This is a genomic window from Luteimonas terricola, assembly GCF_004352845.1.
Lineage (GTDB): Bacteria > Pseudomonadota > Gammaproteobacteria > Xanthomonadales > Xanthomonadaceae > Luteimonas > Luteimonas terricola.
In genome coordinates this window covers 893,039-915,262 of record NZ_SJRX01000001.1, presented here as the reverse complement: position 1 = coordinate 915,262, position 22,224 = coordinate 893,039, and the positions used below count along the sequence as shown (strand labels likewise).

Sequence of the window (22,224 nt, the reverse complement as noted above, 5' to 3'; positions counted from 1 at the left end):
TATCAGAAGCCGAACAGCGCCCTCGGCGCCGCATGCGCCTGCGGCCAGTCAATCCAGGCCACGTCGCCGGGCCCGATGGCGTGGTCGAGCACGCGCCAAGTGCCGCCGGAGGGGAAACCCTCGGCACCGGCAGGGGCGCCGCTCTGGTCGCGCGCCGCTGCTGCGGCAGGGGCGGCGGAAGCGGCAGCGTCGGCATCGGCAGGGACCCCGGTATCAGCGGCCTCGCCTTCGTCGGCGGGCCTGGAGTCCTGTTCGTGCCGGAGCAGGACCACGTACACGTCGGACATGGCGCCCTGTGCCGAGGCATCGGCGAACGACGTGCCGGAAAGATCCGGCCGGCCGCCGTCGGGCGCGCGCATGTTGCCGAGCACGAAGGCCCAGCTGCCGACGCGGTCCATGCGCTCCACCTCGAGTTCGACCTGCCCGCCGAGGGCATCGCGCAGCGGTCGGGTGGCGGCGTCGAGCACCACGTTGTAGCCGGCGTCGCCGGGCTGCATGGGCTGCGGCGTGGCCTGTGCAAAAGATGGATTCATGGCTACTCCAGAGACGAGTGCGGCGATCGATCCGAGGATAACAGCGGGTCTGCGCATGCGCGGATTCCTGCTTCGGTTGCGTGACGCCTGCATCGTGGCAGCGGGTGCCTGCGCGCCGGGTGAATGGCGGCCAACGCCCGCCCGGGCCGGAATCCGTGGGCGAACCCGGCCCTGCGCTCCGCCTTGTGGCAAAATTGCGCGCTTATGGCCGACGAGACCGGACACCTGCCCCGCAGCCCGGCACGCATGCTGAAGGCGACCCTCTGGTCGCTGCAGGGCCTGCGCGCGGCCTGGCTCCACGAGTCGTCGTTCCGGCTCGAGGTCTACCTGTTCCTGGTGCTGGCGCCGCTGGGCCTGTGGCTGGGCCGCGACGGCGTCGAGCGCGCGCTCCTGGTGGGCTGCCTGATGCTGGTGCTGGCGGTGGAACTCCTGAATTCAGCGGTCGAAGCGGTCATCGCCCGCTATGGCGACGAGCACCACGAACTCGCCGGCCGCGCCAAGGACATGGGCTCGGCGGCGGTCTTCGTGCTGATGCTCAACGTATTGCTGGTATGGGGCGCGCTGCTGCTGCCGCGACTGCCATGAACTCCGTGCGCCGCACGGCAATCGATTCCCGAAGGACAAGCAAGCAATGATCGAACTGATTACAGACCCGCAGGTGTGGATCCTGCTGGTCACGCTGGCCACGATTGAAATCGTGCTCGGCATCGACAACCTGGTGTTCATTTCCATCGCGGTCAGCCGGCTTCCGGCGGAGCGCCGCGAGTTCGCGCGCAAGTTCGGCATCGCGGTGGCCTGCATCACGCGCCTGGGCCTGCTGCTGACGCTGGCCTGGCTGGCGGGACTGACCAGCGATCTGTTCACGCTGTTCGGCCAGGGGATTTCGGTACGCGATCTTGTACTGGTCCTGGGCGGCCTGTTCCTGATCGTGAAGGGCGCGATGGAGATCCGCACGCTGGTCCTCGGCGAGCATGAGGATGTCGATGGGACCGGCAAGGCGGCAGCCTCGTTCGGCATGGTGATCGCGCAGATCGCGGTGATCGACATCGTGTTCTCGCTCGACTCGGTGATCGCGGCCGTCGGCATGGCCGGCGACTATGTGCCGGTGATGGTGGCGGCGATCCTGATCGCGGTCGGCGTGATGCTGCTGGCCGCCCAGCCGCTGGGCAAGTTCATCGACAACAATCCGACGGTGAAGATGCTGGCCCTGGCCTTCATCGTGCTGATCGGCGCCTACCTGCTCAGCGAGGGCTTCGACCTGCATATCCCGCGCGGCTACATCTACGGCTCGATGGCCTTCTCGGCCTTCGTCGAGGGGCTCAATCTCTGGGCCAAGCGTCGCGCGCTGGCCGGCGTGGCCCGCGAGTGACCGCGGCATGAGCCTCCTGCATCTGGTCGATCCGATCGCGGTACAGGCCCCGGCCTTCGAACTCTTCGGAAGGACGTTCGCGCCGGGGGTGCACTGGTACGGGCTCATGTATGCGCTGGCCTTCCTCAGCGCCTGGCTGCTGGGGCGGTCGCGGATCCGTGCCGGCCGTCTGCCGGGCGTCGATGATGCCGGCTTCGGCGACCTGATGTTCTACGGCATGCTCGGCGTCGTGCTGGGCGGGCGCATCGGCTCCGTGCTGTTTTATTCCTTCGGCGACTTCCTGGCCAACCCGCTGATGCTGGTGCGGATCTGGGAGGGCGGCATGAGCTTCCATGGCGGCCTGCTCGGCGTGTTCCTGGCAAGCTGGCTGTGGTCGCGCGCGCGCCGGGTGCACTTCTTCGACACGATGGACTTCGTGGCGCCGCTGGTGCCGCTGGGCCTGGGTTTCGGCCGTATCGGCAACTGGATCGGCGGCGAGCTCTGGGGCAAGCCCACCGACCTGCCCTGGGCCACGGTGTTCCGCCACGCGCTGCCGCCGGACCTGGTCCGGCTGGATGATGCTGCGCTGCGCGTGCTGCACGGTGCGGGCCAGCTGGAGCAGTACGCGCGCCACCCTTCGCAGCTCTACCAGGCCTTCCTCGAGGGCGTGCTGATGTTCGCGGCGCTGTGGTGGTTCTCGAGCAGGCCGCGGCCGCGCTACGCGGTCTCGGGCATGTTCGCGCTGCTCTACGGCGCGTTCCGCTTCCTGGTCGAGTTCGTGCGCGAACCCGACGCCCACATCGGCTATCTTGCCTTTGGCTGGCTGACGATGGGCCAGGTGTTGAGCACGCCGCTGGTGCTGCTCGGCCTGTACTGGCTGTGGCTGGCGCGGCGCTCGCCGACCCTGCAGCCCGCACCGCCGGCCGCCGCCGGCCACCTGTAGGAGCGGCTGCAGCCGCGACCGGCAACGACCTGCCAACTTCTGACGGAGCCTGATGCATGCGGCAGTACCTCGATCTCCTCGGCCATGTGCTCGAGCACGGCACCGAAAAGGCCGACCGCACCGGCACCGGCACGCGCAGCGTGTTCGGCTGGCAGATGCGTTTCGACCTGAATGACGGTTTTCCGCTGGTCACCACCAAGAAGCTGCACCTGCGCTCGATCATCCACGAGCTGCTGTGGTTCCTGAAGGGCGAAACCAGCGTCGCCTACCTGCGCGACAACAAGGTCACGATCTGGGACGAATGGGCGGACGCCGACGGCGAGCTCGGCCCGGTCTACGGAAAGCAGTGGCGGCGCTGGGCCGATGGCCGCGGTGGCGAGATCGACCAGATCCGCTGGGTGATCGACGAGATCCGCCGCAACCCCGACTCGCGCCGCCTGGTGGTGAGCGCCTGGAACGTCGCCGACCTGCCGGCGATGGCGCTGCAGCCCTGCCACGCGCTGTTCCAGTTCTACGTGGTCGAAGGGCGGCTGAGCTGCCAGCTCTACCAGCGCAGCGGCGACATCTTCCTCGGCGTGCCGTTCAACATCGCCAGCTACGCCCTGCTCACGCACATGGTGGCGCAGGCCTGCGGGCTGGGCGTGGGCGACTTCGTGCACACGCTGGGCGATGCGCACCTGTACTCGAACCACTACGACCAGGCGCGCGAGCAGCTGGCGCGCGAGCCGCGGACGCTGCCAAGGCTGGTGCTGAACCCGGCCATCGACGATGTCTTCGCCTTCACCTGCGACGACATCGCCATCGAGGACTACGACCCGGCCCCGGCGATCAAGGCGCCGGTGGCGGTCTGAGGCCGCGGGTGGTGCAGGGCGACGCGACGCGGTCCGTGGAGGTCACCGTGCTTGCCGCGGTCGACCGCAGGCTCGCGATCGGCCGCGACAACGACCTGCCGTGGCGGCTGCCGGACGACCTTGCGCGATTCAAGGCGCGGACGCTCGGGAAAGCGCTGCTGATGGGGCGCCGGACGGCGGAATCGCTGGGCCGCGCGCTGCCCGGGCGTCGCAACCTGGTGCTTACGCGCAGCGGCCGCGTGCCCTTCGCGGGCATGGAAGCGGTGGCTTCGTTGGAGGATGCGCTTGCGATCGTCGCAGGCGAAGCCGAGGGCGGACGCGGCGAGCTGTGCGTCATTGGTGGTGCCGAGGTCTACGCGCTCGCGCTGCCGCATGCATCGTCGCTGCACCTGACCCGCGTCGACACCGTGGTGGCCGACGCCGACGCCTTCTTCCCCGTCTTCGACGAGGCTGGCTGGCGCGTGATCTCCCGCGAGCGGCATCCGGCCGACGGGCGCCACGCCTTCGCATTCGAATTCGTCGACTACCGGCGTCCCTGAGCGCCTGTCGGCAGCGGCGGGGGCGGAGCCGGCTGTGGCCTGCCCTCGACCTGCACCACTTGCAGTTCGTCGGAATCCAGGCGCAGGGCGGTGAGTTTGCCGCCCCATACCGCGCCGGTGTCGATCGCATGCACGCCGTGGCCGATGAACAGCCCCAGCGACGACCAGTGGCCGCAGACGAGTTTCAGTCCGCGCTCGACGCGCCCGGGGACCGCGTACCAGGGATAGAGACCGGGCTGTTGCGTGCCGGGCGCGCCCTTTTCCTCGAACGCGATGCGCCCGCGCGGACTGCAGTAGCGCATCCGGGTGAAGGTGTTGATGATCGCGCGCTGGCGGTCGGTGCCGCGCAGGCCGTTGGACCAGGCCGGGCGGTCGCCGTACATGTTGCGCAGCAGGCCTTGGCGGTTGCTTCCCTGCAGCACGCGCTCGACTTCGCCGGACATCGCCAGGGCGTCGTCGGCGCTCCACTTCGGCGCCAGGCCGGCGTGCACCATCATCCAGCCCAGTTCGCGGTCGGCGTGCACCAGCGGCTGGGTGCGCAGCCAGTCCAGCAATTGGTCGCGGTCGGGCGCGAACAGCACCCGCTGCAGGTCGGGATTGACCTTGCGCTGGTCGGCCTCGCGGCGCTCGGCGATCGCCAGCAGCGACAGGTCGTGGTTGCCGAGCACGGTGACCGCGCTCTCGCGCAGCGAATGCACCAGACGCAGCGTCTCCAGCGACTCGCCGCCGCGGTTGACCAGGTCGCCGCAGAACCACAGCAGGTCGCGCGCAGGATCGAAGCCGATGCGCTCGAGCAGCCGCTCGGTAGGCCCCAGGCAGCCCTGGAGGTCGCCGATCGCCCAGACCGCCATGTCAGTGCAGCGTACGCGGGACGGCGAGGGTGAACGGCGGGATCGGCGCGTCGAAATGCGTACCGTCGTCGCCGACCATTCCGTAGCTGCCTTCCATCGTGCCGACCGCGGTCTCGAGCACGGCGCCGGAGGTGTAGGTGAACTGGTCGCCGGGTTCGATGAGCGGCTGTTCGCCGACCACGCCTTCGCCACGGACCTCCTCGACGTGGCCGTTGCCGTCGGTGATCAGCCAGTGGCGGTCGAGCAGCTGCGCGGCGCGGCGGCCGAGGTTGCGGATCCGGATGGTGTAGGCGAAGACGTAGCGGTCGTCCTCGGGCGCGGATTCCTCGGGCAGGAAGCGCGTGGCGATCTGGATCTCCAGGGTGTAGTCGGGTGTTTCGTCCATGCGGCGAGTGTAAGCGTTCGGCGTGAAAACCGGGGCTATGCCGCGGGCACCGCGTTCGCCAGGCGGATGAAATCCGCGACCTCCAGCTGCTCGGCGCGCTGCGAGGGATCGATCCCGGCGGCGGTGATGTCCTCCGCACTGCACAGCGGCTGCAGCGCGTTGCGGAGGGTCTTGCGGCGCTGTCCGAAGGCGGCGCGTACGACCGCAGCGAAGCGCGCCGGATCGTCGATGCCGATCTCCTGCGGGGCGCGCGGGACCAGGCGCACCACGGCGGAGTCGACCCTCGGCGGCGGCCTGAATGCGCCCGGCCCCACCGTGAACAAGGCCGTGACCCGGCACCAGGCCTGCAGCATCACGCTGAGGCGCCCGTAGACCTTGCTGCCAGGGGCGGCGGCCATGCGGTCGACGACCTCCTTCTGCAGCATGAAGTGCATGTCGCGGACGGCCGCGGCGTGGTCCAGCGCATGGAACAGGATTGGAGACGACAGGTTGTAGGGCAGGTTGCCGACCAGGCGCAGCGGCGTCCCGGCGGCGAGCGCGGTGAAGTCGACGTCGAGCACGTTGGCGTGGATGAGCTCCAGTTCGCCGTATTCCCGCGCCCGCACCGTGAGCGGTGCCAGCAGGTCGCGGTCGAACTCGATCGCGGTCAGGGTGCCGTGCCGCTCGAGCAGCGGGAAGGTCATGGCGCCCTGGCCCGGTCCGATCTCGACGACCCGGTCGCCCGGCTGCGGGCCGAGCGCGAGGATGATCCGGTCGACCACGCCGCGCTCGTGCAGGAAGTGCTGGCCGAGCGCCTTCTTGGCGGGCTCGCGGAAGCGGCCGTCGTGGCCGTCATGCTGGCTCATGGCGTGATGCTCCCGGTGCGCGCGCCGCGGCGAGGCGGGTGCAGGTTTCGATGGCGGCGAACAGGCTCGAGGGGTCGGCACGGCCGCTGCCGGCCAGGTCGAGCGCGGTGCCGTGGTCGACCGCGACGCGCGGATAGGGCAGGCCCAGACTGATGTTGACCGCCTGTTCGAAGCCCGCGTGCTTGAGGACCGGCAGGCCCTGGTCGTGGTACATCGCCAGGACCGCGTCGAAGCGCGCGAGCTTTGCAGGCAGGAAGGCGGTGTCCGCCGGCAGCGGCCCCTCCAGATGCATGCCTTCGCCGCGCAGCCGCTCCAGCACGGGGATGATGATGTCGATCTCCTCGCGGCCGAGGTGGCCGTCCTCGCCGGCGTGCGGGTTCAGGCCCAGCACCGCGACCACGGGGTCGCCGATTGCGAAGTCCTTGCCCAGGGCGGCATGCAGGATGCGCAGGGTGTCTTCGAGCAGGCCCGGCGTCAGCGCCTCCGGCACGTCCCTCAAGGGCAGGTGCACCGTGGCCAGGGCCACGCGCATGGCGGGATTGGCGAGCATCATCACCACGTCGCGTCCTGCATGCGCGGCGAGCAGGCCGGTGGTGCCGGTATAGGCGATGCCGCCGTCGTTGATCGCGGCCTTGTGCACGGGGCCGGTGACCATGCCCTGGCAGCGGCCGGCCAGGCAGGCATCGGCCGCGGCAAGCAGCGCGGCCACGGTGGACGCGGCGTTGGCGGGGGCCGGCACGCCCGGGGATACGGCGACCGCTGCCGGCACGTCGTGCAGGACGAAGCTGCCTCCGGGCGCGGAGACGCGGTCGGGTGCGGGGCGCTGCATCGGCAGCCCGAGGTGCCTGGCCGCGGCAAGCAGCGCCGCGCCGTCCGCGAAGAGTACGAGGTCGGCGTCCCAGCTGCGCTGCAGCGCACGGACGCAGAGCTCCGGCCCGACGCCGGCCGGTTCACCCGGGACCAGCGCGAGCCGTGGACGCTGCATCTCAGCTGCCGCTGACGGCCCCGGAGGAGGGACGGATGTCGATGAACGCCTCGCCGCGCATCTCGCGCAGGAAACGGTTCCACTCGTCCTCGAGTTTCCGCTGGCCGATGGCCTCGCGGGCCTGGTTGCGGCGGTTCTCGGCGTTGACGTCGGCCTGGCGGGTGCTGGTGCGCTGGAGGATGTGCCAGCCTGCCTGGCTGCGGAACGGCGCCGACACCTCACCGTCCTGCAGCGCGGCTACCTGGTCGCCGAACTGCGGTCCGAAGGTCTCTTGGGCAAACCATCCCAGGTCGCCACCGGCGGCGCGGGTGCTGCTGTCGTCGGAGTCCTCGCGGGCCACGGTGCCGAAGTCGGCGCCCCCGGTGACCTGCGCGTGGAGGCTGTCGATGCGGGTCTTGGCCGCGGCATCGTCGCCGCGCACCAGGATATGGCGCGCCTGGTACTGGGTGACCGTCGGCCCGGCGCCGCCGGCGGTGTCGCGCACGTCGACGAGCTGCAGCAGCTGGAAGCCGCTGGGACCACGCGCCGGCCCGAAGACCTGGCCCGCCTGGAGGTTGCCGACGATCGCGCTGAACGCGGAGGGGATTTCGTCCGTGGTGCGCCAGCCGAGGTCGCCGCCTTCAAGCGCGTTGGGGCTGTCGGAATAGCGCACTGCCGCAGCCGCGAAGTCCATCTCCCCGCGTTCGAGCAGGGCCTGGATGCCGTCGATCTTCTCCTGTGCGATCGCGATCTGCTCGGGCGTGGCGCCGTTGGGCAGGGCGACGAGAATGTTGGCAAGGCGGTACTGGGTGCCGCCGGCCTGGCTGGCCAGCGCGGCGTCGACCTCGGCGTCGCTCACCGAGATCGTGCTCTGCGCGAAGCGCTGGCGCAGGCGCTGGATGGCAAGCTCGTCGCGCAGCGAGTTGCGGAATTCGCCCAGGGAGATGCCGTCCGCCGCGAGTTGCTGCCGCAGCTGGTCGGGGGTCATGTTGTTCTGCTGGGCAACCGCGGCGACCGCGCCATCGAGCTCTTCATCGGCCACGCGCACGCCCGTGGACTGCGCGCGCGCGGTCTGCAGCTGGACCAGGATCAGGCGTTCGAGCACCTGGCGACGCAGGATCGCTTCGGGCGGGAGCTGGTCGCTGCGGCCGCCGTACTGCGCCTTGATGTTCTGCACCGCGCGCTCGAGCTCGCTCTGCAGGATGACGTCTTCGTCGACCACGGCGGCGATGCCGTCGATCGGCTGCACGTCCTGGGCGAATGCGGGCGCGGCAAGTGCGGCAAGCGCGAATGCGAGGGAAAGGAAGCGCTTCTTCATGGGAAAAAATCGTCCGTAGGCACTTCGCCGTCGTCGACACCGACTTCGGGCGGAGGCGTCAGATAGAGGTCCTCGCGGTGGTAGCCGAGAATAGCACGGCGCAGCCGGCTCCTTGTTTCCGGACCCGCCGAGCCGAGACCCTTGAATTCGATCTCGAGCTGGATCGCGTCGTTCATGTCGCCGCGGAAATTGCGCACGTAGCGGCGGCCGACCAGGCGCGCGGACATGCAGCAGCTGTCCCATTGGACGCCGGCGATTCCCTCCAGCAGCTGGTTGTCCAGCAGCGAGTAGTAATAGCGTCCGACCAGGCTCCAGGACGGGTTGATCGGATACAGGAAGGAGAAGTCGACCTGCTCGAGCAGATCGTCCCCGGTATTGGCGCTGCGCCGGTAGCGGTAGCCGAAGTTGACCACGCCATCGTCGCCGATCAGGTAGCGGGTACGCACGCTGGCCAGGTCCTCCTGGCGGCTGGCGGGGTTCCAGTGATAGGTAGTGCCGATGCTCCAGCGGTCGTTGATCTCGTAGTTGGCGTCGGCGATCCACGCCGACTTGCCCTGTTCGATCACCGGCGAGGTGGCGGTCAGGCCGACGCGCGAGTCCTCGAAATAGCGGATCTGGCCGATGCTCGCCGACAGGCGTTCGCGGCCGGTCTCGTCGCTGACCAGGCGCGTGGTCAGCGCCAGGGTCAGCTGGTTGGCGTCGGCCTGGCGGTCGGCGCCGGTGAACCGGTTGTCCCGGAACAGCTGGCCCCAGCTGTAGGACATGGCCTGGGTATCGAAGCGTGGCAAGCCCGACTGGTCACGATAGGGCGCGTTCACATAGAACAGCCTCGGTTCCAGGGTCTGTGTGTGGGCCTCTCCGCGGAACAGCGTGGTGCGGTCGAAGTAGACGCCCGCGTCCACGGTGCCGATGGGCAGGCTGCGCGACGGCGAGGTGTCGGGCTCGGTGCCGTTGCTGTTGGCGAGCTGCCGGGCCAGCCTGTCTTCCAGGTCGTAGGTGGTGTATCGCCAGGCCAGCGTCGGCGTGACGAACCAGGCTGCGCCTTCGAGCGGCATCGAAACCCAGGGCTTCATGTCCAGGCGGCTGCCGCCGGGGCGGGCGTGACTGTCGGCGTGTTCGAAGCGGATCGCTTCGGCCGAGGCTCCGGCCACGAACCACGGCCCGATGCTGTCTTCCCAGTTGGCGTACGTGCGCGGCAGGCGGTGGTAGGCAAGGATGGTCTCCGCGCGCGTGTAGTCGCCGAGCTGCCAGTAGTCGGCCATGACGCCGGCGTCCCATGTACGGCCGCGGCCGTAGATGCCCAGGTCGCTCTTGTAGGAGAAGTTGGTGCGGCCGTTGAGGTTGCTGCTGGAGTCCTCGATGTAGCGCGGGTCGCTGGTCCAGGTGAGCCGGGTGCGTGCCTGCCAGTAGCGGTTGACGTTCTGGACCCCGTTGAAACGCAACAGCCCGCGATCGTCCTTGCGCCGGTTCTCGGGGCGGATGTTCTCGTCGATCTCCTCCTGGAGGCCGTCGCGCGTGAGCTTGTCGGACGGCAGGAACTCGAGGTCCAGGGTGCCGCGGCCACCGTTGCTGCGATAGCGGAACTCCGTGCCCAGCAGGAAGCCGCGGTTGGTCATCAGCCGCGGTTCCAGCGTCATGTCGTAGTGCGGCGCCAGGTTGAGGTAGATCGGCTGGCGCCAGTCGAAGCCGTTGCGGCTGGAATAGGAAATGCTCGGGTAAAGCAGGCCCGTCCGCCGCCGGTTGTCGGTGGGGAAGGCGAAGATCGGCATGTACAGCACCGGGACCTTGCCCAGGCGCAGGGTGGCGCCGCGGGCGATGCCTTCGCCCTTGTCGTTGTCGATGTCGATGCGTTCGGCGCGCAGCTCCCACCAGCGGTCGTCGGGCGGGCAGGTGGAATAGGTGGAGCCGTAGAGCGCGCCCTGCGAACCCTTCATCTCGATGCGCTCGGCGCCGCCGTTGCCGCGACGCTCGGTGAGCTGGTAGGCGACGTTGTCGACGCGGTGGGTGTCGGCGTCCTGGTCGCCTTCGAGCCGCTCGGCCATCAGGCGCATGCCGGAGTCCTGGTAGCGGACGCGGCCGGTGGCGATGTAGGTGGCGCTTTGGTTGTGGTACTCGATGTTGTCGGCGCCGAGGAACTGGTCGCCGCGGCGCAGGGTCACGTTGCCGGAGTACTCGAGGTTCTCCCCGTCAACGCCGGTGAGGCTGTCGCCGGCGATGTCGGTGGGCAGCGAGGCGCGGTCCGCGGGATCGCCGCTGGCCGGCTGGGCATCGGGAAAGTCCGGCACCGACTCCACGATCGGGCACAGGCTCCAGTCCGGCTCGATGTCATCGTCGGCCATCGCGACCGGATGGTGTGCTGCCAATGCACAGACGATGCACAGCGGCAGCGGGAGCAGGCGGAAGGCTTGGCGCACGCAGGATTCCGATGGGGGAGGAGGGCGGCGGACAGCTTGCCGTATCCCCCGTGCAGCGGCAATGCACGGACCGTGAACGCCTCAGCCTGTGGCGCAGGCGCCCAGGGCGCGGACATGGGCGATGCTGCACTCGGCGAGCGCCGCCAGGTCGTAGCCGCCCTCGAGCACCGAGACCATGCGCCCGCCGGCGTGGCGCGAGGCGATGCCGGCGAGCTCGCCGGTGAGCCAGGCGAAGTCGTCGGCTTCCAGTTCGATGTGGGCCACCGGGTCGGCGCGGTGGCCGTCGAAGCCGGCGGATATCATCACCAGTTGCGGCTCGAAGCCGTCGATCGCCGGGAGCAGGCGGTCACGCCAGGCCTCGCGGAAACGGTGGCTGCCGCTGCCGGCCTGCAGGGCGGCGTTGTGCAGGTTGCCGATGCCGCGGTCCCGGGGCTGGCCGGTTTCGGGGAACAGCGGCATCTCGTGGGCGCTGGCGTAGAGGACGCGCGGTTCTTCGGCAAAGATCGCCTGGGTGCCGTTGCCGTGGTGGATGTCGAAATCGATGATCGCCACCCGCGACAGGCCATGGCGGTCGAGTGCATGCGCGGCGCCCACGGCGACGTTGTTGAACAGACAGAAGCCCATGGCGTGCGCGGGCGTCGCATGATGGCCGGGCGGGCGCACCGCGCAGAATGCGGCCTCCGACTCGCCGGCCATGACCAGGTCCACGGCCGCGACCACGGCCCCGGCCGCGCGCAGCGCCGCCTCCGGCGAGCCTGGCGAGAGCACGGTGTCGGGATCCAGCTGCACCAGATGGGCTGGCTCGGCCTCGAGGACGGTGCGCAACAGCAGGGGCTCGTGCACGCGCAGCAGCTGGCCGCGGCTTGCGCGCGGGGCTTCGAGCCATTCGAGTCCGGGGACGTGGTCCCGCAGCGCGGTCACTACTGCGCCGAGGCGGGCGGGCGTCTCGACGTGGCCGGGACCGGTGTCATGCGCGAAGCACGCTGCGTGGGTGAAGACCGCCAGCCGCTTCGCGCCCATGCCCGCCCTCAGCTCCGGCGGCGCTCGTGCTGCCAGATGACCTCGCCATGGCCGCCCTCGCGCGCCAGCACCCGGCACAGCACGAACAGCAGGTCGGACAGCCGGTTGAGGTAGCGCACGGGCTGCGGGCGCACGTCTTCGACCCGCGCCAGCGCCACCGCGCAGCGCTCGGCGCGACGGACCACGGTGCGCGCGATATGGCAGCGCGCCGCGGCTTCGCCGCCGCCCGGCAGGATGAACTCCTTCAGCGGCGGCAGGTCGGCGTTGTAGTGGTCGAGCTGCTGCTCCAGGCGGGTCACGTCGTCGTCGTCGATGGCGGCGTGGCCCGGGATGCAGAGTTCGCCGCCGAGGTCGAACAGCTGGTGCTGGATCGAGGTCAGCAGGGTGCGGACGGTGTCGGGCACGTCGGTGGCGAGGACCATGCCGATGGTCGAGTTGGCCTCGTCGACCGTGCCGTAGGCCTCGACCCGCAGCGAATCCTTGCCGGTGCGACTGCCGTCGCCGAGCCCGGTGCTGCCGTCATCCCCGGTACGCGTGTAGATCTTCGAGAGGCGGTTGCCCATCGCGGTCAGTGCTTGTCGTGCTGGCGCGCGGGACCGGCGTTGCGGGCCACCAGCTCCGAGACCACCTGGGCGAGCGCGGCCGCGGCCACGAACATGGCGGTGGCGGCGAGGTAGGGGGCGAACCAGTGGCCGTAGTTGGCGGCCCAGCCGGCGAAGGTCGGCTCGGCGACCGCAGCCGACAGCCAGTAGAAGCCGCCCTGCGCGAACAGGTGGCAGGTGGCGGTGGCGAGCACCAGCACCGTGGCCAGGCGCGCGAGCGCACCGAAGCTGGCGCCGGCATGGCGGCTGCGCAGCCAGTGGCCGCCGGCCCACATCGCCGCGTGCGCGGGCACCAGCATCCAGTAGCCCGGCGAGACGCAGTAGTGCGAGAAGAAGTTGATGCCCTGGCCACTGATCACGATGTAATCGATCACCACCGCCAGCGCCATCAGGGCCGGGAAGGCCCAGCGTGCCCAGGCACGCAGGTAGAAGCCGCCGATGAAGAACGCCGCCCAGCTCGCGTCCGGCACCGGGGTGAAATGGGTGAAGACGTGGCTCCGCGTGGCCGCCATCAGCAGCACGAGCAGCGAGAGGACGATGGCGCGTTGCAGGTTGGTGTTCATCTCGCGTGCGGCTCCGACGGCATATGTAATTGCTGGATTCCCGCCATTCTAGCGAACTGCGGGCGGCGGCGGCCGTATCATGCCGGGATGACGGCGAGACACGACGTGGTGGTCATCGGCGGCGGCCTGGTCGGGGCCAGCCTGGCGATTGCCCTGGAAGACAGCGGGCTGGACGTGGCCATGGTCGAGGCCGCGCCGGCCGCGGCGATGCCGGCGGTGTTCGACGAGCGCAACCTGAGCTTCGCCGAGGCCACGATCCACGCACTCACGGCGCTGGGCGTGATGCAGCGGCTGCGCGCGCCGACCGGCGCGATCACCCGCATCCACGCCAGCCGGCGCGGCGATTTCGGACGCGTGCTGCTGGAGGCGGCGGACTACGGCCGGGCTGCCTTCGGCCAGGTGGTGGTGGCGCGGGACTTCGGCGAAGCGCTGGAGTCACGCCTGGCCGGGGTGGCCGGGCTGGTGCGCCATCGCGGCGCGCGCTTTACCGGGTTTGGTCTGGACGACAACGGCCATCGCGTCCTCGAACTGGCCGGCGACGGACCATCGCGCCTGCGCGCGCGGCTGGTCGTGGCCGCCGACGGCATGCACAGCGGCGTCCGCGAGGCACTCGGCATCACCGCCACCCGCCACGACTACGGCCAGGTGCTGATGCTGGCCAGGCTGCGCGCCGCCCGCGCGCCGGACGGCACCGCGTATGAGCGACTCGGCGACGATGGCCCGACCGCGCTGCTGCCCCGCGGCGATCGCGCCTGGGGACTGGTGCATGGCGTGGCCACCGCGGATGCCGCCGCCGTGCAGGCGCTGGACGACGCCGGCTTCCTGGCGCGCGTGCAGGACGCATTCGGCTGGCGCATCGGCCGCCTGCTGTCGGTGGGTCCGCGCAGCGCCTATCCCGCCGTGGCCATGCGTGCGGACGATACGATCGCCCCGCGCGCAGTGCTCGTGGGCAACGCCGCGCAGAGCATCCATCCCGTCGGCGCGCAGGGCTTCAATCTCGGCCTGCGCGACGCGATGACGCTGGCGGAGTCGCTGTCGGCCTGCGCACGCGGCGACGGCGACCCGGGCGATCCCGCCCTGCTGGCGGCCTACGCTGCACGGCGTCGCGAGGACCGCTCGCGCACGCTCGACTTCTCCGACGGCCTGGCGCGGCTCACGGCCAATCCCGGACGCGGTGCGTCCCTGCTGCGCAGCGCCGGCCTGGTCGCGCTCGCGGCGCTGCCCGGGCTGCAGGCCAGCGTGGTCGGGGGTGCCATGGGCTACCGCGGCGACGTACCGGACGCCTGCCGTGCGGAGGCCGTGCGATGAGCCCCGGAACGGTCGATGTCGCCGTTGCCGGCGGCGGCGTGGTCGGCGCGGCCGCCGCGCTGGCGCTGGCGAAGCTGGGCCTGTCGGTGACCCTGGTCGAGGGCCGCGCGCCGCCTGCCTGGTCGGAGGCGAAGCCCGACCTGCGGGTGTTTGCCTTCGCCCATGACAACGCCGCGCTGCTCGACGGCATCGGTGCATGGGACGGCGTGGCCGGTCGGAACGGCCAGGCGACCCGGCTCCAGCCCTATCGCAGGATGCGGGTCTGGGACGCGGCCGGCGGCGGCGAACTGGCCTTCGACGCCGACCGCCTCGGCCGGCGCGAGCTGGGCTGGATCGTCGAGAACGGCCTGCTGGTCGACAGGCTGTGGGCCTGTCTCCCGGGCGCGGGTGTGGACGTGCGCTGCCCCGCGCGGGTGGAAGAAATGGAACAGGACGACCGCGGCGTGCGCCTGCGCCTGGACGATGGCCGCCGGGTGTCGGCGCGCATCGTGCTCGCCGCCGACGGCGCCGGTTCCACCCTGCGCCGGCTGGCCGGCATCGAGGTCGAGGGCCATGGCTACGGGCAGTCGGGCGTGGTCGGCTACGTGCGCACCGAGCTGGGTCACGAGGCCACGGCGTGGCAGCGCTTCCTTCCCGGAGGGCCGCTCGCCTTCCTGCCCTTTGCCGAAGGCAACTGCTCGATCGTATGGTCCCTGCCCACCGCGGAAGCGGAGGCGGCGCTGGCCATGGACGACGCTGCGTTTGGCGATGTCCTGGCGCGTGCCTTCGATCGGCGCCTGGGCAGGGTCGAGCCGTGCTCGCAGCGCGCCGCCTTCCCGCTGCGCCTGCAGCTGGCGCGTCAGTACTCGACCGGGCGCGTGCTGTTGCTGGGAGACGCCGCGCACGTGATGCATCCACTGGCCGGGCAGGGCGTCAACGTGGGCCTGCGTGGCGTGGCCGCGCTGCGCGACTCGATTGCGGCCGCGCAGGCCCGACACCAGGCCTGGGACACGCCGCAGCGCATCGTGCGCTGGGCGCGCGCGCGGCGCAGCGAGTCCACGATGGCCGCGCGGGCCTTCGACGGGATCAACCGGGTCTATACAAGCGATTCGCCGGCCGCGGTGCTGTTGCGCGGGCACGCCCTGGGGCTGGCCGGTCGCCTGCCGCCGGTGGCAGGGGCGCTGTGGCGGCACGCGGCGGGGATCTGAGTTCCCCGCCGCGTGCCGCGCTGGCGGATCAGCGCATCCAGCCCTTGAGTTCGCTGGCGTCGAGTACGCCGTCGTTGTTGTTGTCGACCGCGGCGAACTCGGCGCTGAGCGTGGCGTTGCCACGGGCCTCGGCCCGGCTCAGCCGCCCGTCACCGTTCACGTCCAGCGTCGCCATGTCGATGCGGTAGTCGCCAATCACCGAATTGGAAGGGCTTGAGGTGAAGGTCACCTGGGGTTCGCTCGGCCAGGTCTCGGTTGGGGCGCGCGGCTGTGGTGCCGGCGGTGTGGGGGGCGTGCGGGTGGCGACGCGCGCGGTCTCGGCCGCGGCCTGGGCATCCATCGCCGCCTGGCGGGCAATGCTGCCTGCGGCGCTGGCGTTGCCCGCAGCGTGGCGCGACTGGATCGCCGTCTCGGCCGGGAGCGCGGTGCCGCCGTGCGCGGCGGCGTTTGCCGCGCCGGCCTGGTTGGCGGCGCGTTTGGCCGCGTGGGCAGCGCGCTCGGCGCGGCGCGAAGCCTGGTCGGCCTCCCAGGCACTATAGTCCGCTTGGGAGGCGCCCCGGGCGGTCATCGCGCCGGCGCGTTCTTCGGCCGCAGCCGCGTGCGCGGCATCGCGCGCGGCCCGGGCGTCCTGTTCGGCGGCGCGTGCATCCTGGTGTGCCGCCTTGGAGTTGACGGTGGTGCGTCCCTGTGCGGTGCCGGTGCCCACGGTCTGGGCCATCAGCGTGCCGCTCGCCGCGAGGCTGCAGGCGAGCAGGGCAGCGCTGAGTCGGGTCATGTTCTGTCGCGGATTCATGGAGGCGTCCTCACGGGGTGATGGGACGCCACGCTAGCGCCGCGGCAATGAAGCGGGAGTCAGGATCGCCCTGCCGGGCGCTGAACGCGGTCGAGGATTCAGCTGCCGGTCGGCATCGCGAGGACGGTGATCTCTTCGCGGTCGTGGTAGAGCTGGCGGGCCCGCAGCTCCAGCGGCTGCTGTGCTTCACGGCTGAAGATGTCCAGGCAGAGCGAGGTTTCCAACCAGCGCTTCTTCATCGGCAGCTTGAGGTTGAACACGGCCTGCCGGCACCAGCCTTCGCGGAACCAGGTCGCCATGCGCGAGGCCACGCGCCGCGGCTGTTCGACCATGTCGCAGACCATCCAGTCCAGCGGCCGCGACGGCTGCCAGCGGAAGCCGTCGTCGCGCAGGTGTTCGACGCCGCCGCCGTCGAGCACGTGCTGGCGCAGCGGGCCGTTGTCGACGGCGGTGACCTGCACGCCGGCGCGCTGCAGCACCCATGTCCAGCCTCCGGGGGCGGCGCCCAGGTCGGCGGCGACCATGCCCGGACGCAGCAGCCGTGCGCGCTCGTCGGGGTCGAGCAGGGTGAGGAAGGCCTCCTCGAGCTTCAGCGCGGAGCGCGAGGGCGCGTCGCGGTGCAGGCGCAGGCGTGGGACACCCATCGGCCAGGGCGAGGAATCCCCGGGGGCGGCGGTCGCAAGCAGCAGGTGGTCGCCGGCCAGCAGGCAGACGTGCAGCCGGGGACGACGCGCGTCCTCGGAGGCTGACAGCAGCCCGGCCTTGCGCAGGGCGGGGCGGAGTGCGTTTGCCAGCGCGCGGGCCAGGCCGGCGAGCGGCCGCGCCGCGTCACTGTCGGGGTGTTCGACCACGAGCATGCCGAACGCCGGTCCGCGGCCACCGGCCGCATCGACATGCCGATGCAGGGCCGCGAGCAGGGGTGTCAGGCGGTCCGAGGTGTCGAGGCCCTCAAGCTCCTCGAGCAGCACCAGCTTCTGTCGCGCGAACACCAGCGCGTGCCAGGGCAGCGCATGCGACAGCGCGGCGGCATCGTCGCCGGGCGCAAGGAAGCGCACGAAGCCGGTGCCGCGCTCGGTGGCCGCGTAGCCGTGGTGGCCGGCCGCGGCCGCGCGCTCGCCGAGCTCGGCCGCAAGCTCGGGCTCGAAGCCGCTGCGGCAATAGCAGAGCAGGCCGCTCATGCCGATGCGCCTGCCGGGGCCGCGGGCATCAGTAGCGCTGGCCGCCGTCGCTGCCGTAGCGGGCAAGCACGTCGCGCGCCTGGTCGCGGGCGATGTCGCGTACGACCTCGATGCCGCGGCGGGCGAGTTCGCCGGGCCAGTCTTCGGGGAGCGGACCCTCGTCGAACTCGGTGAGTTCGTGCACGTCATCGGAACGGGCGCCGATCAGCAGGCGGTCGACGCCGGCCCAGATGGTGGCGCCATAGCACTGGCAGCAGGGCTGCGCCGAGGTGGCCAGGGTGTAGGGGCCGCAGGGCCGGTCCTGGTCGTCGACGTTGATGCGCGCCCGCCCCAGGGACTGCTGGGCGAGCATGTAGGCCATGGTCTCGGCATGCGCCAGCGAGGTCGACTGCGGCAGGACGACATTCACGCCGGCGGCGACCACGCGGTCGTCCGGACCGAACACCACCGCGCCGAACGGGCCGCCGGTGGCCTCGGCGATATTGCGCGCCGCGAGCGCGATCGCGAGCGCCACCTTGTCGGCGTCGCTGGTGTAGGTGCGGTCGCGTTCGACAACGCTTTGGACCCATTCGGGAAGCTGCAGGCCGACGCGTGCGGGCAGGTTCATCGCAGCGCTCCCGCGGACGACGCCGGCTCGCAGGTGCTGGCGACGCAGGCGCAGGCCTCGATCTCCTTGAAGCCGCAGACCCCGACCATGCCCGACTGCGCGCATGCGGCCTGCACGGCCGCAGGATCGGGCTGGGCGTCCGTGTTTACGCAGGCGGGGAAATAGCCGCAGCAATTGCCGACATTCTTCACCGCGCAGTCGCTGTCGACGCGGCAGCTGCGGTCGAGGTCGGGCACGCCGGCGACGGCCGGGCGCGCGGGCTGCGCCGGCACCGGCGTGGCCGGCAGCGGATCGCTCATGGGTGGCGCGCTCACGCCGGCGTCCGGCAGCGGGGCGGCGCACGCGGCGAGGCAGAGTGCGAACAGGACGGGTATGGCGGATTGGACGATCCGTCGCATGGGAGTCTCCGGAGTTCGGGCGGCGCGGGCATGGTAGCGCCGCCGCGGTTGTTCAGCCGGGGACGCTGGCGCCGTTGGCCAGTATGACGTCGGGTGGGCGTCAGGCCCTGGCGGCCCAGGTGTCGCGCAGGGTCACGCTGCGGTTGAACACCGGCGCGTCGGCGCGGTGGTCCCGGCGGTCGGCGACGAAATAGCCCAGGCGCTCGAACTGGAACGCGTGCTCGGGCGCAGCGTCGGCGGCCGCCGGTTCGAGGTAACCGCGCACCGACACCCGCGAATCCGGGTTGATGTGGTCGCGGTAGGTGAGGCCACCGCTTTCGTCGTCCGGGTCGGGGACCGAGAACAGGCGGTCGTAGAGCCGCAGCTCGGCCTCGACCGCGCGTGCCGCGCCGACCCAGTGGATCGTGCCCTTGACCTTGCGGTTGGCGCCGTCCATGCCCGGCCGGGACTCGGGGTCGAGCGTCGCACGCAGCTCGACCACGTCGCCATCGGCGTCCTTGACCACCTCGTCGCAGCGCACGATGCCGGCGCCGCGCAGGCGGACCTCGCCGCCCGGCACCAGGCGCTTCCACCCCTTGGGCGGGACCTCGGCGAAGTCGTCGCGCTCGATCCACAGCTCGCGCGAGAACGGCAGCTCGCGCTCGCCGAAGGATTCGTCCTTCGGATGGTTGGGGAAGCGCAGGACTTCCTCGTGGCCGTCGGGCAGGTTGGTCAGCACCATCTTCAGCGGCGCGACCACTGCCATGCGGCGCGGCGCACGTGCGTCGAGGTCCTCGCGCAGCGCGCCCTCGAGCACCGAGAAGTCGATCATCGAATTCTGCTTGCTGATGCCCACGCGGTCGACGAACAGGCGCAGCGCGCCCGGGGTGTAGCCGCGGCGGCGCAGTCCCTGCAGCGTGTACATGCGCGGGTCGTCCCAGCCGTCGACCAGGCCTTCGGCGACGAGCTGGGTGAGCTTGCGCTTGCTCATCACCGTGTAGTTGATGTTGAGCCGCGAGAACTCGATCTGCCGCGGCTTCGCGGCCTCGATCGGCAGGTCCTTGGCGGCCAGCGGCGCCAGCAGCTCCGGATTGCCGGCCAGGTCGACCTTGTCCACGCACCAGTCGTACAGCGGGCGGTGATCCTCGAACTCCAGGGTGCACAGCGAATGGGTGATGCCCTCGATGGCGTCGCCCAGGGCGTGCGCGATGTCGTACATCGGATAGATCGGCCAGGCGTCGCCGGTGTTCTGGTGCGGCACCTTCTTGATCCGGTACAGCGCCGGGTCGCGCAGGTTGATGTTGCCGCTGGACATGTCGATCTTCGCGCGCAGGGTGCGCGCGCCGTCGTCGAACTCGCCCGCGCGCATGCGCCGGAACAGGTCGAGGTTCTCCTCGACGCCACGGTTGCGGTACGGCGAATCGCGGCCCGGCTCGGTCAGGCTGCCGCGGTACTCACGCACCTCTTCGGCCGAGAGGTCGCAGACGAAGGCGTCGCCCTGGCGGATCAGCTTCTCGGCCGCGAGGTAGAACACCGCGAAGTAGTCCGAGGCGTGCCGGAGGCTGGCCCAGTCGAAGCCCAGCCAGCGCACGTCGTCCTGGATCGCCTGCACGAACTCGGGGTCTTCCTTCGCCGGGTTGGTGTCGTCGAAGCGCAGGTTGCAGCGGCCGCCGAACTCCTCGGCGATGCCGAAGTCCAGGCAGATCGCCTTGGCGTGGCCGATGTGCAGGTAGCCGTTCGGCTCGGGCGGGAAGCGCGTGCGGATGGCGTCGTGCTTGCCGCTGGCGATGTCCTGGCGGACGATCTGGCGGATGAAATCCTGCTTTTCGGCGGGCGCCGGCGCGGCGCCGGCCGCGGTGGGGGTGGGCTCGGTCATGCGGTCTTCAAGGGTGCGGGCGCGGGCCTGCGCCATGGACCGGGCAGTGTAGCCGAGCCGGCGCGTGCGCGGCTTGAACCTGCGGGTCCGAGCGCCCACGATCAGGTGGATCCCACGTCGAGTGCCACGCCATGCGCCTGTCCAATATCCACCATGTCCACGGCCGTCCGCTGCAGGGGGAGTTCCCCGGCATGCAGCGGGTGGTCTTCGGGATGGGCTGTTTCTGGGGCGCCGAGCGGCTGTTCTGGACGCTGCCGGGCGTGGAGACGACGGCCGTGGGCTACGCCGGCGGGGATGCGCCAGCGCCGGACTACCGCGAGGTCTGCAGCGGCCGCACCGGCCACGCCGAGGTGGTGCTGGTGGTGTACGACCCGGGGCGGATCGGGTTCGAGGCGCTGCTCGCCCGCTTCTGGGAGGGGCATGACCCCACCCAGGGCATGCGCCAGGGCAATGACATCGGCAGCCAGTACCGGTCGGTGCTGCATTGCTGCACTGCGGAGCAGCACGAAGCCGCGCTGGCCAGCCGCGAGGCCTACCAGGAGCGGCTGTCCGCCGCGGGCCATGGCGGGATCACGACCGGGATCGTGTTCCCCGCGCCTCCCTTCCACTACGCGGAAGAGGAGCACCAGCAGTACCTGTCGAAGAATCCAGGCGGCTATTGCGGCCTCGGCGGCACCGGCGTCAGCTGCCGGGTCGGCACCGGCAGCTGACTTCTGCGGGGAAGAATCCCGTCGGGTCGCGACTAGACGCCGGGCGCGCCGGGGACGTGCATCGGCAGGGTGCTCTCGCGCACCGTGGGCAGCAGCAGGTCCGCCGGCAGTCCGCGCAGCACCTGGGCGAACTCCTGCAGGAAAGGCGTCATCGCCGTGCTCTTGCGCCAGGCCAGGGCGATGCGGCGGCTGGGCGGCGGGTCGCGGAAAGGCACCAGTTCGATGCTGTCCGAGCGCGCGACCGGCGGCTTCACCGCCAGCATCGGCAGCAGGGTGACGCCGACGTTGGCCGCGACCATCTGCCGCAGGGTCTCGAGGCTGGTGGCCTGGAACTCGCCCTTTTCGGAGGCTCCCGACAGGTGGCAGACGTCGAGCGCCTGGTCGCGCAGGCAGTGGCCATCCGCAAGCAGCAGCAGGCGTTCGTCGGCGAGGTCGTCGAGCGACAGCGGGCTGCGGCCGGCGAGCGGATGCGCCTCCGGTACGGCGAGCACGAACGGCTCCTCGAACAGGAATTCAAGGTGCAGCTGCTCATCGTTGACCGGCAGCGCCAGCAGGGCCGCGTCGAGCCGGCCCTGCTGCAGGCGTTCGAGCAGGACGTCGCTCTTCTCTTCCACCAGCAGCAGCTCGAGCTCCGGGAAGCGCGTGCGGATGGCGGGCACCACGTGCGGCAGCAGGTAGGGTCCGAGCGTCGGGAACAGGCCCAGGGTCACCTTGCCCGCCTCGGGGTCCTGGCTGCGGCGTGCGGCCTCGCGCATCTCGTCGACGTCGGCCACGATCCGCCGCGCGCGCGCGGCGACGTCGCGGCCGGCGGGCGTGAGCATCACGTTGCGCGGCGCGCGCTCCACCAGGACCACCCCCAGTTCCTCCTCCAGCTTGCGGATCTGGGTGGACAGCGTGGGCTGGCTGACGAAGCTGGCCGCCGCGGCGCGGCCGAAGTGCAGGTGCTCGGCAAGGGCGATGAAGTAGCTCAGGTCGCGCAGGTTCATGGTGATGCCCCTTCCGTGGGCGGTGC

General features: G+C 70.9%; 23 protein-coding genes and 1 pseudogene. 8 read left to right on the top strand and 16 right to left on the bottom strand.

The genetic code is table 11. The features are described from left to right. Positions 1-2: 2 nt before the first annotated feature. Positions 3-533: a hypothetical protein gene (locus E2169_RS04325; RefSeq protein ID WP_132985337.1), complete on the bottom strand. Its 531-nt coding sequence runs from the start codon at positions 531-533 to the stop codon at positions 3-5. 204 nt (positions 534-737) lie between these two features. Between E2169_RS04325 and E2169_RS04320 the strand changes: the two genes are divergently transcribed. The 5 genes from E2169_RS04320 to E2169_RS04300 are packed head-to-tail and all read left to right on the top strand — an operon-like array spanning position 738 to position 4,214. Then, positions 738-1,118, top strand: coding sequence for a diacylglycerol kinase (locus E2169_RS04320; RefSeq protein ID WP_132985336.1), 381 nt, complete (start codon positions 738-740; stop codon positions 1,116-1,118). A gap of 46 nt (positions 1,119-1,164) precedes the next feature. Then, on the top strand, positions 1,165-1,902 hold the full coding sequence (locus E2169_RS04315) for a TerC family protein (protein WP_132985335.1): 738 nt from the start codon (positions 1,165-1,167) through the stop codon (positions 1,900-1,902). A gap of 7 nt (positions 1,903-1,909) precedes the next feature. Continuing rightward, on the top strand, positions 1,910-2,824 hold the full coding sequence (lgt, locus tag E2169_RS04310) for a prolipoprotein diacylglyceryl transferase (RefSeq protein WP_132985334.1): 915 nt from the start codon (positions 1,910-1,912) through the stop codon (positions 2,822-2,824). Positions 2,825-2,880: 56 nt separating this feature from the next. Next, positions 2,881-3,675: a thymidylate synthase gene (locus tag E2169_RS04305; protein WP_132985333.1), complete on the top strand. Its 795-nt coding sequence runs from the start codon at positions 2,881-2,883 to the stop codon at positions 3,673-3,675. A 35-nt stretch (positions 3,676-3,710) separates the two neighbouring features. Beyond that, complete coding sequence (locus E2169_RS04300; protein WP_132985479.1) at positions 3,711-4,214, top strand: dihydrofolate reductase; 504 nt, start codon at positions 3,711-3,713, stop codon at positions 4,212-4,214. Here the strand turns inward: E2169_RS04300 and E2169_RS04295 are convergent. The 9 genes from E2169_RS04295 to E2169_RS04255 form a co-directional block, all read right to left on the bottom strand. Beyond that, entirely contained in the window at positions 4,199-5,065 is an 867-nt protein-coding gene (locus tag E2169_RS04295; RefSeq protein WP_132985332.1) for a symmetrical bis(5'-nucleosyl)-tetraphosphatase, read from the bottom strand. The two genes, E2169_RS04300 and E2169_RS04295, sit on opposite strands and share 16 nt — an antisense overlap. A gap of 1 nt (position 5,066) precedes the next feature. After that, on the bottom strand, positions 5,067-5,450 hold the full coding sequence (gene apaG, locus E2169_RS04290; protein WP_132985331.1) for a Co2+/Mg2+ efflux protein ApaG: 384 nt from the start codon (positions 5,448-5,450) through the stop codon (positions 5,067-5,069). A gap of 35 nt (positions 5,451-5,485) precedes the next feature. After that, positions 5,486-6,295 carry a 16S rRNA (adenine(1518)-N(6)/adenine(1519)-N(6))-dimethyltransferase RsmA gene (gene rsmA / locus E2169_RS04285; protein ID WP_132985330.1) on the bottom strand — a complete coding sequence of 270 codons (810 nt, stop codon included), beginning with the start codon at positions 6,293-6,295 and terminating at the stop codon, positions 5,486-5,488. Continuing rightward, positions 6,282-7,280: a 4-hydroxythreonine-4-phosphate dehydrogenase PdxA gene (pdxA, locus tag E2169_RS04280; RefSeq protein WP_132985329.1), complete on the bottom strand. Its 999-nt coding sequence runs from the start codon at positions 7,278-7,280 to the stop codon at positions 6,282-6,284. The genes rsmA and pdxA overlap by 14 nt, the downstream gene beginning before the upstream one ends. Position 7,281: 1 nt before the next feature. Beyond that, positions 7,282-8,577, bottom strand: a complete 1,296-nt coding sequence (locus E2169_RS04275; RefSeq protein WP_132985328.1) for a peptidylprolyl isomerase — start codon at positions 8,575-8,577, stop codon at positions 7,282-7,284. Further along, positions 8,574-10,991 (bottom strand): LPS-assembly protein LptD, encoded by a 2,418-nt coding sequence (gene lptD, locus E2169_RS04270; protein ID WP_132985327.1) that lies wholly within the window; start codon positions 10,989-10,991, stop codon positions 8,574-8,576. Before lptD ends, E2169_RS04275 begins: the two co-directional genes overlap by 4 nt. Before the next feature lie 81 nt (positions 10,992-11,072). Next, complete coding sequence (locus tag E2169_RS04265; RefSeq protein ID WP_132985478.1) at positions 11,073-11,996, bottom strand: histone deacetylase family protein; 924 nt, start codon at positions 11,994-11,996, stop codon at positions 11,073-11,075. 23 nt (positions 11,997-12,019) lie between these two features. Beyond that, positions 12,020-12,574 (bottom strand): cob(I)yrinic acid a,c-diamide adenosyltransferase, encoded by a 555-nt coding sequence (locus E2169_RS04260; RefSeq protein WP_132985326.1) that lies wholly within the window; start codon positions 12,572-12,574, stop codon positions 12,020-12,022. A gap of 5 nt (positions 12,575-12,579) precedes the next feature. Next, entirely contained in the window at positions 12,580-13,176 is a 597-nt protein-coding gene (locus E2169_RS04255; RefSeq protein WP_132985325.1) for a hypothetical protein, read from the bottom strand. An 87-nt stretch (positions 13,177-13,263) separates the two neighbouring features. On the opposite strand from E2169_RS04255, the gene ubiH reads away from it, so the two are divergent. Together ubiH and E2169_RS04245 are read left to right on the top strand one after the other, a co-directional pair. Then, positions 13,264-14,484 carry a 2-octaprenyl-6-methoxyphenyl hydroxylase gene (ubiH, locus tag E2169_RS04250; RefSeq protein WP_132985324.1) on the top strand — a complete coding sequence of 407 codons (1,221 nt, stop codon included), beginning with the start codon at positions 13,264-13,266 and terminating at the stop codon, positions 14,482-14,484. Continuing rightward, positions 14,481-15,671: an FAD-dependent oxidoreductase gene (locus E2169_RS04245; protein WP_132985323.1), complete on the top strand. Its 1,191-nt coding sequence runs from the start codon at positions 14,481-14,483 to the stop codon at positions 15,669-15,671. The genes ubiH and E2169_RS04245 overlap by 4 nt, the downstream gene beginning before the upstream one ends. Before the next feature lie 28 nt (positions 15,672-15,699). Here the strand turns inward: E2169_RS04245 and E2169_RS04240 are convergent, their stop codons facing one another. The 5 genes from E2169_RS04240 to E2169_RS04220 all read right to left on the bottom strand — a co-directional run bounded on the left by E2169_RS04240 (position 15,700) and on the right by E2169_RS04220 (position 20,502). After that, on the bottom strand, positions 15,700-16,464 hold the full coding sequence (locus E2169_RS04240; RefSeq protein WP_132985322.1) for an EF-hand domain-containing protein: 765 nt from the start codon (positions 16,462-16,464) through the stop codon (positions 15,700-15,702). A gap of 98 nt (positions 16,465-16,562) precedes the next feature. Then, positions 16,563-17,642, bottom strand: coding sequence for a 23S rRNA (cytidine(2498)-2'-O)-methyltransferase RlmM (gene rlmM, locus E2169_RS04235; protein WP_132985321.1), 1,080 nt, complete (start codon positions 17,640-17,642; stop codon positions 16,563-16,565). Between the two features lie 28 nt (positions 17,643-17,670). Further along, positions 17,671-18,249 carry a nucleoside deaminase gene (locus E2169_RS04230; RefSeq protein WP_132985320.1) on the bottom strand — a complete coding sequence of 193 codons (579 nt, stop codon included), beginning with the start codon at positions 18,247-18,249 and terminating at the stop codon, positions 17,671-17,673. Then, on the bottom strand, positions 18,246-18,563 hold the full coding sequence (locus tag E2169_RS14610; protein WP_132985319.1) for a hypothetical protein: 318 nt from the start codon (positions 18,561-18,563) through the stop codon (positions 18,246-18,248). Before E2169_RS14610 ends, E2169_RS04230 begins: the two co-directional genes overlap by 4 nt. A 184-nt stretch (positions 18,564-18,747) precedes the next feature. Beyond that, positions 18,748-20,502, bottom strand: a complete 1,755-nt coding sequence (locus tag E2169_RS04220; RefSeq protein WP_132985318.1) for a glutamine--tRNA ligase/YqeY domain fusion protein — start codon at positions 20,500-20,502, stop codon at positions 18,748-18,750. A 137-nt stretch (positions 20,503-20,639) separates the two neighbouring features. On the opposite strand from E2169_RS04220, the pseudogene msrA reads away from it, so the two are divergent. Continuing rightward, a pseudogene (gene msrA, locus E2169_RS04215) lies at positions 20,640-21,212 on the top strand (peptide-methionine (S)-S-oxide reductase MsrA); the annotation flags it as partial. A 32-nt stretch (positions 21,213-21,244) separates the two neighbouring features. On the opposite strand, the gene E2169_RS04210 reads toward msrA, so the two are convergent. After that, complete coding sequence (locus E2169_RS04210; protein ID WP_132985316.1) at positions 21,245-22,198, bottom strand: LysR substrate-binding domain-containing protein; 954 nt, start codon at positions 22,196-22,198, stop codon at positions 21,245-21,247. Between the last annotated feature and the right edge of the window lie 26 nt (positions 22,199-22,224).

Bases quoted from the DNA above. Each gene is read 5' to 3' on its own strand.
- E2169_RS04325 (WP_132985337.1), bottom strand. From the start codon at position 533: ATGAATCCATCTTTTGCACAGGCCACGCCGCAGCCCATGCAGCCCGGC.
- E2169_RS04230 (WP_132985320.1), bottom strand. From the start codon at position 18,249: ATGAACCTGCCCGCACGCGTCGGCCTGCAGCTTCCCGAATGGGTCCAA.
- E2169_RS04255 (WP_132985325.1), bottom strand. From the start codon at position 13,176: ATGAACACCAACCTGCAACGCGCCATCGTCCTCTCGCTGCTCGTGCTG.
- E2169_RS04210 (WP_132985316.1), bottom strand. From the start codon at position 22,198: ATGAACCTGCGCGACCTGAGCTACTTCATCGCCCTTGCCGAGCACCTG.
- apaG (WP_132985331.1), bottom strand. From the start codon at position 5,450: ATGGACGAAACACCCGACTACACCCTGGAGATCCAGATCGCCACGCGC.
- E2169_RS04240 (WP_132985322.1), bottom strand. From the start codon at position 16,464: ATGAATCCGCGACAGAACATGACCCGACTCAGCGCTGCCCTGCTCGCC.
- E2169_RS04320 (WP_132985336.1), top strand. From the start codon at position 738: ATGGCCGACGAGACCGGACACCTGCCCCGCAGCCCGGCACGCATGCTG.
- lgt (WP_132985334.1), top strand. From the start codon at position 1,910: ATGAGCCTCCTGCATCTGGTCGATCCGATCGCGGTACAGGCCCCGGCC.
- ubiH (WP_132985324.1), top strand. From the start codon at position 13,264: ATGACGGCGAGACACGACGTGGTGGTCATCGGCGGCGGCCTGGTCGGG.
- E2169_RS04305 (WP_132985333.1), top strand. From the start codon at position 2,881: ATGCGGCAGTACCTCGATCTCCTCGGCCATGTGCTCGAGCACGGCACC.
- E2169_RS04245 (WP_132985323.1), top strand. From the start codon at position 14,481: ATGAGCCCCGGAACGGTCGATGTCGCCGTTGCCGGCGGCGGCGTGGTC.
- E2169_RS04260 (WP_132985326.1), bottom strand. From the start codon at position 12,574: ATGGGCAACCGCCTCTCGAAGATCTACACGCGTACCGGGGATGACGGC.
- E2169_RS04220 (WP_132985318.1), bottom strand. From the start codon at position 20,502: ATGACCGAGCCCACCCCCACCGCGGCCGGCGCCGCGCCGGCGCCCGCC.
- pdxA (WP_132985329.1), bottom strand. From the start codon at position 7,280: ATGCAGCGTCCACGGCTCGCGCTGGTCCCGGGTGAACCGGCCGGCGTC.
- E2169_RS04295 (WP_132985332.1), bottom strand. From the start codon at position 5,065: ATGGCGGTCTGGGCGATCGGCGACCTCCAGGGCTGCCTGGGGCCTACC.
- rlmM (WP_132985321.1), bottom strand. From the start codon at position 17,642: ATGAGCGGCCTGCTCTGCTATTGCCGCAGCGGCTTCGAGCCCGAGCTT.
- rsmA (WP_132985330.1), bottom strand. From the start codon at position 6,295: ATGAGCCAGCATGACGGCCACGACGGCCGCTTCCGCGAGCCCGCCAAG.
- E2169_RS04275 (WP_132985328.1), bottom strand. From the start codon at position 8,577: ATGAAGAAGCGCTTCCTTTCCCTCGCATTCGCGCTTGCCGCACTTGCC.
- E2169_RS04315 (WP_132985335.1), top strand. From the start codon at position 1,165: ATGATCGAACTGATTACAGACCCGCAGGTGTGGATCCTGCTGGTCACG.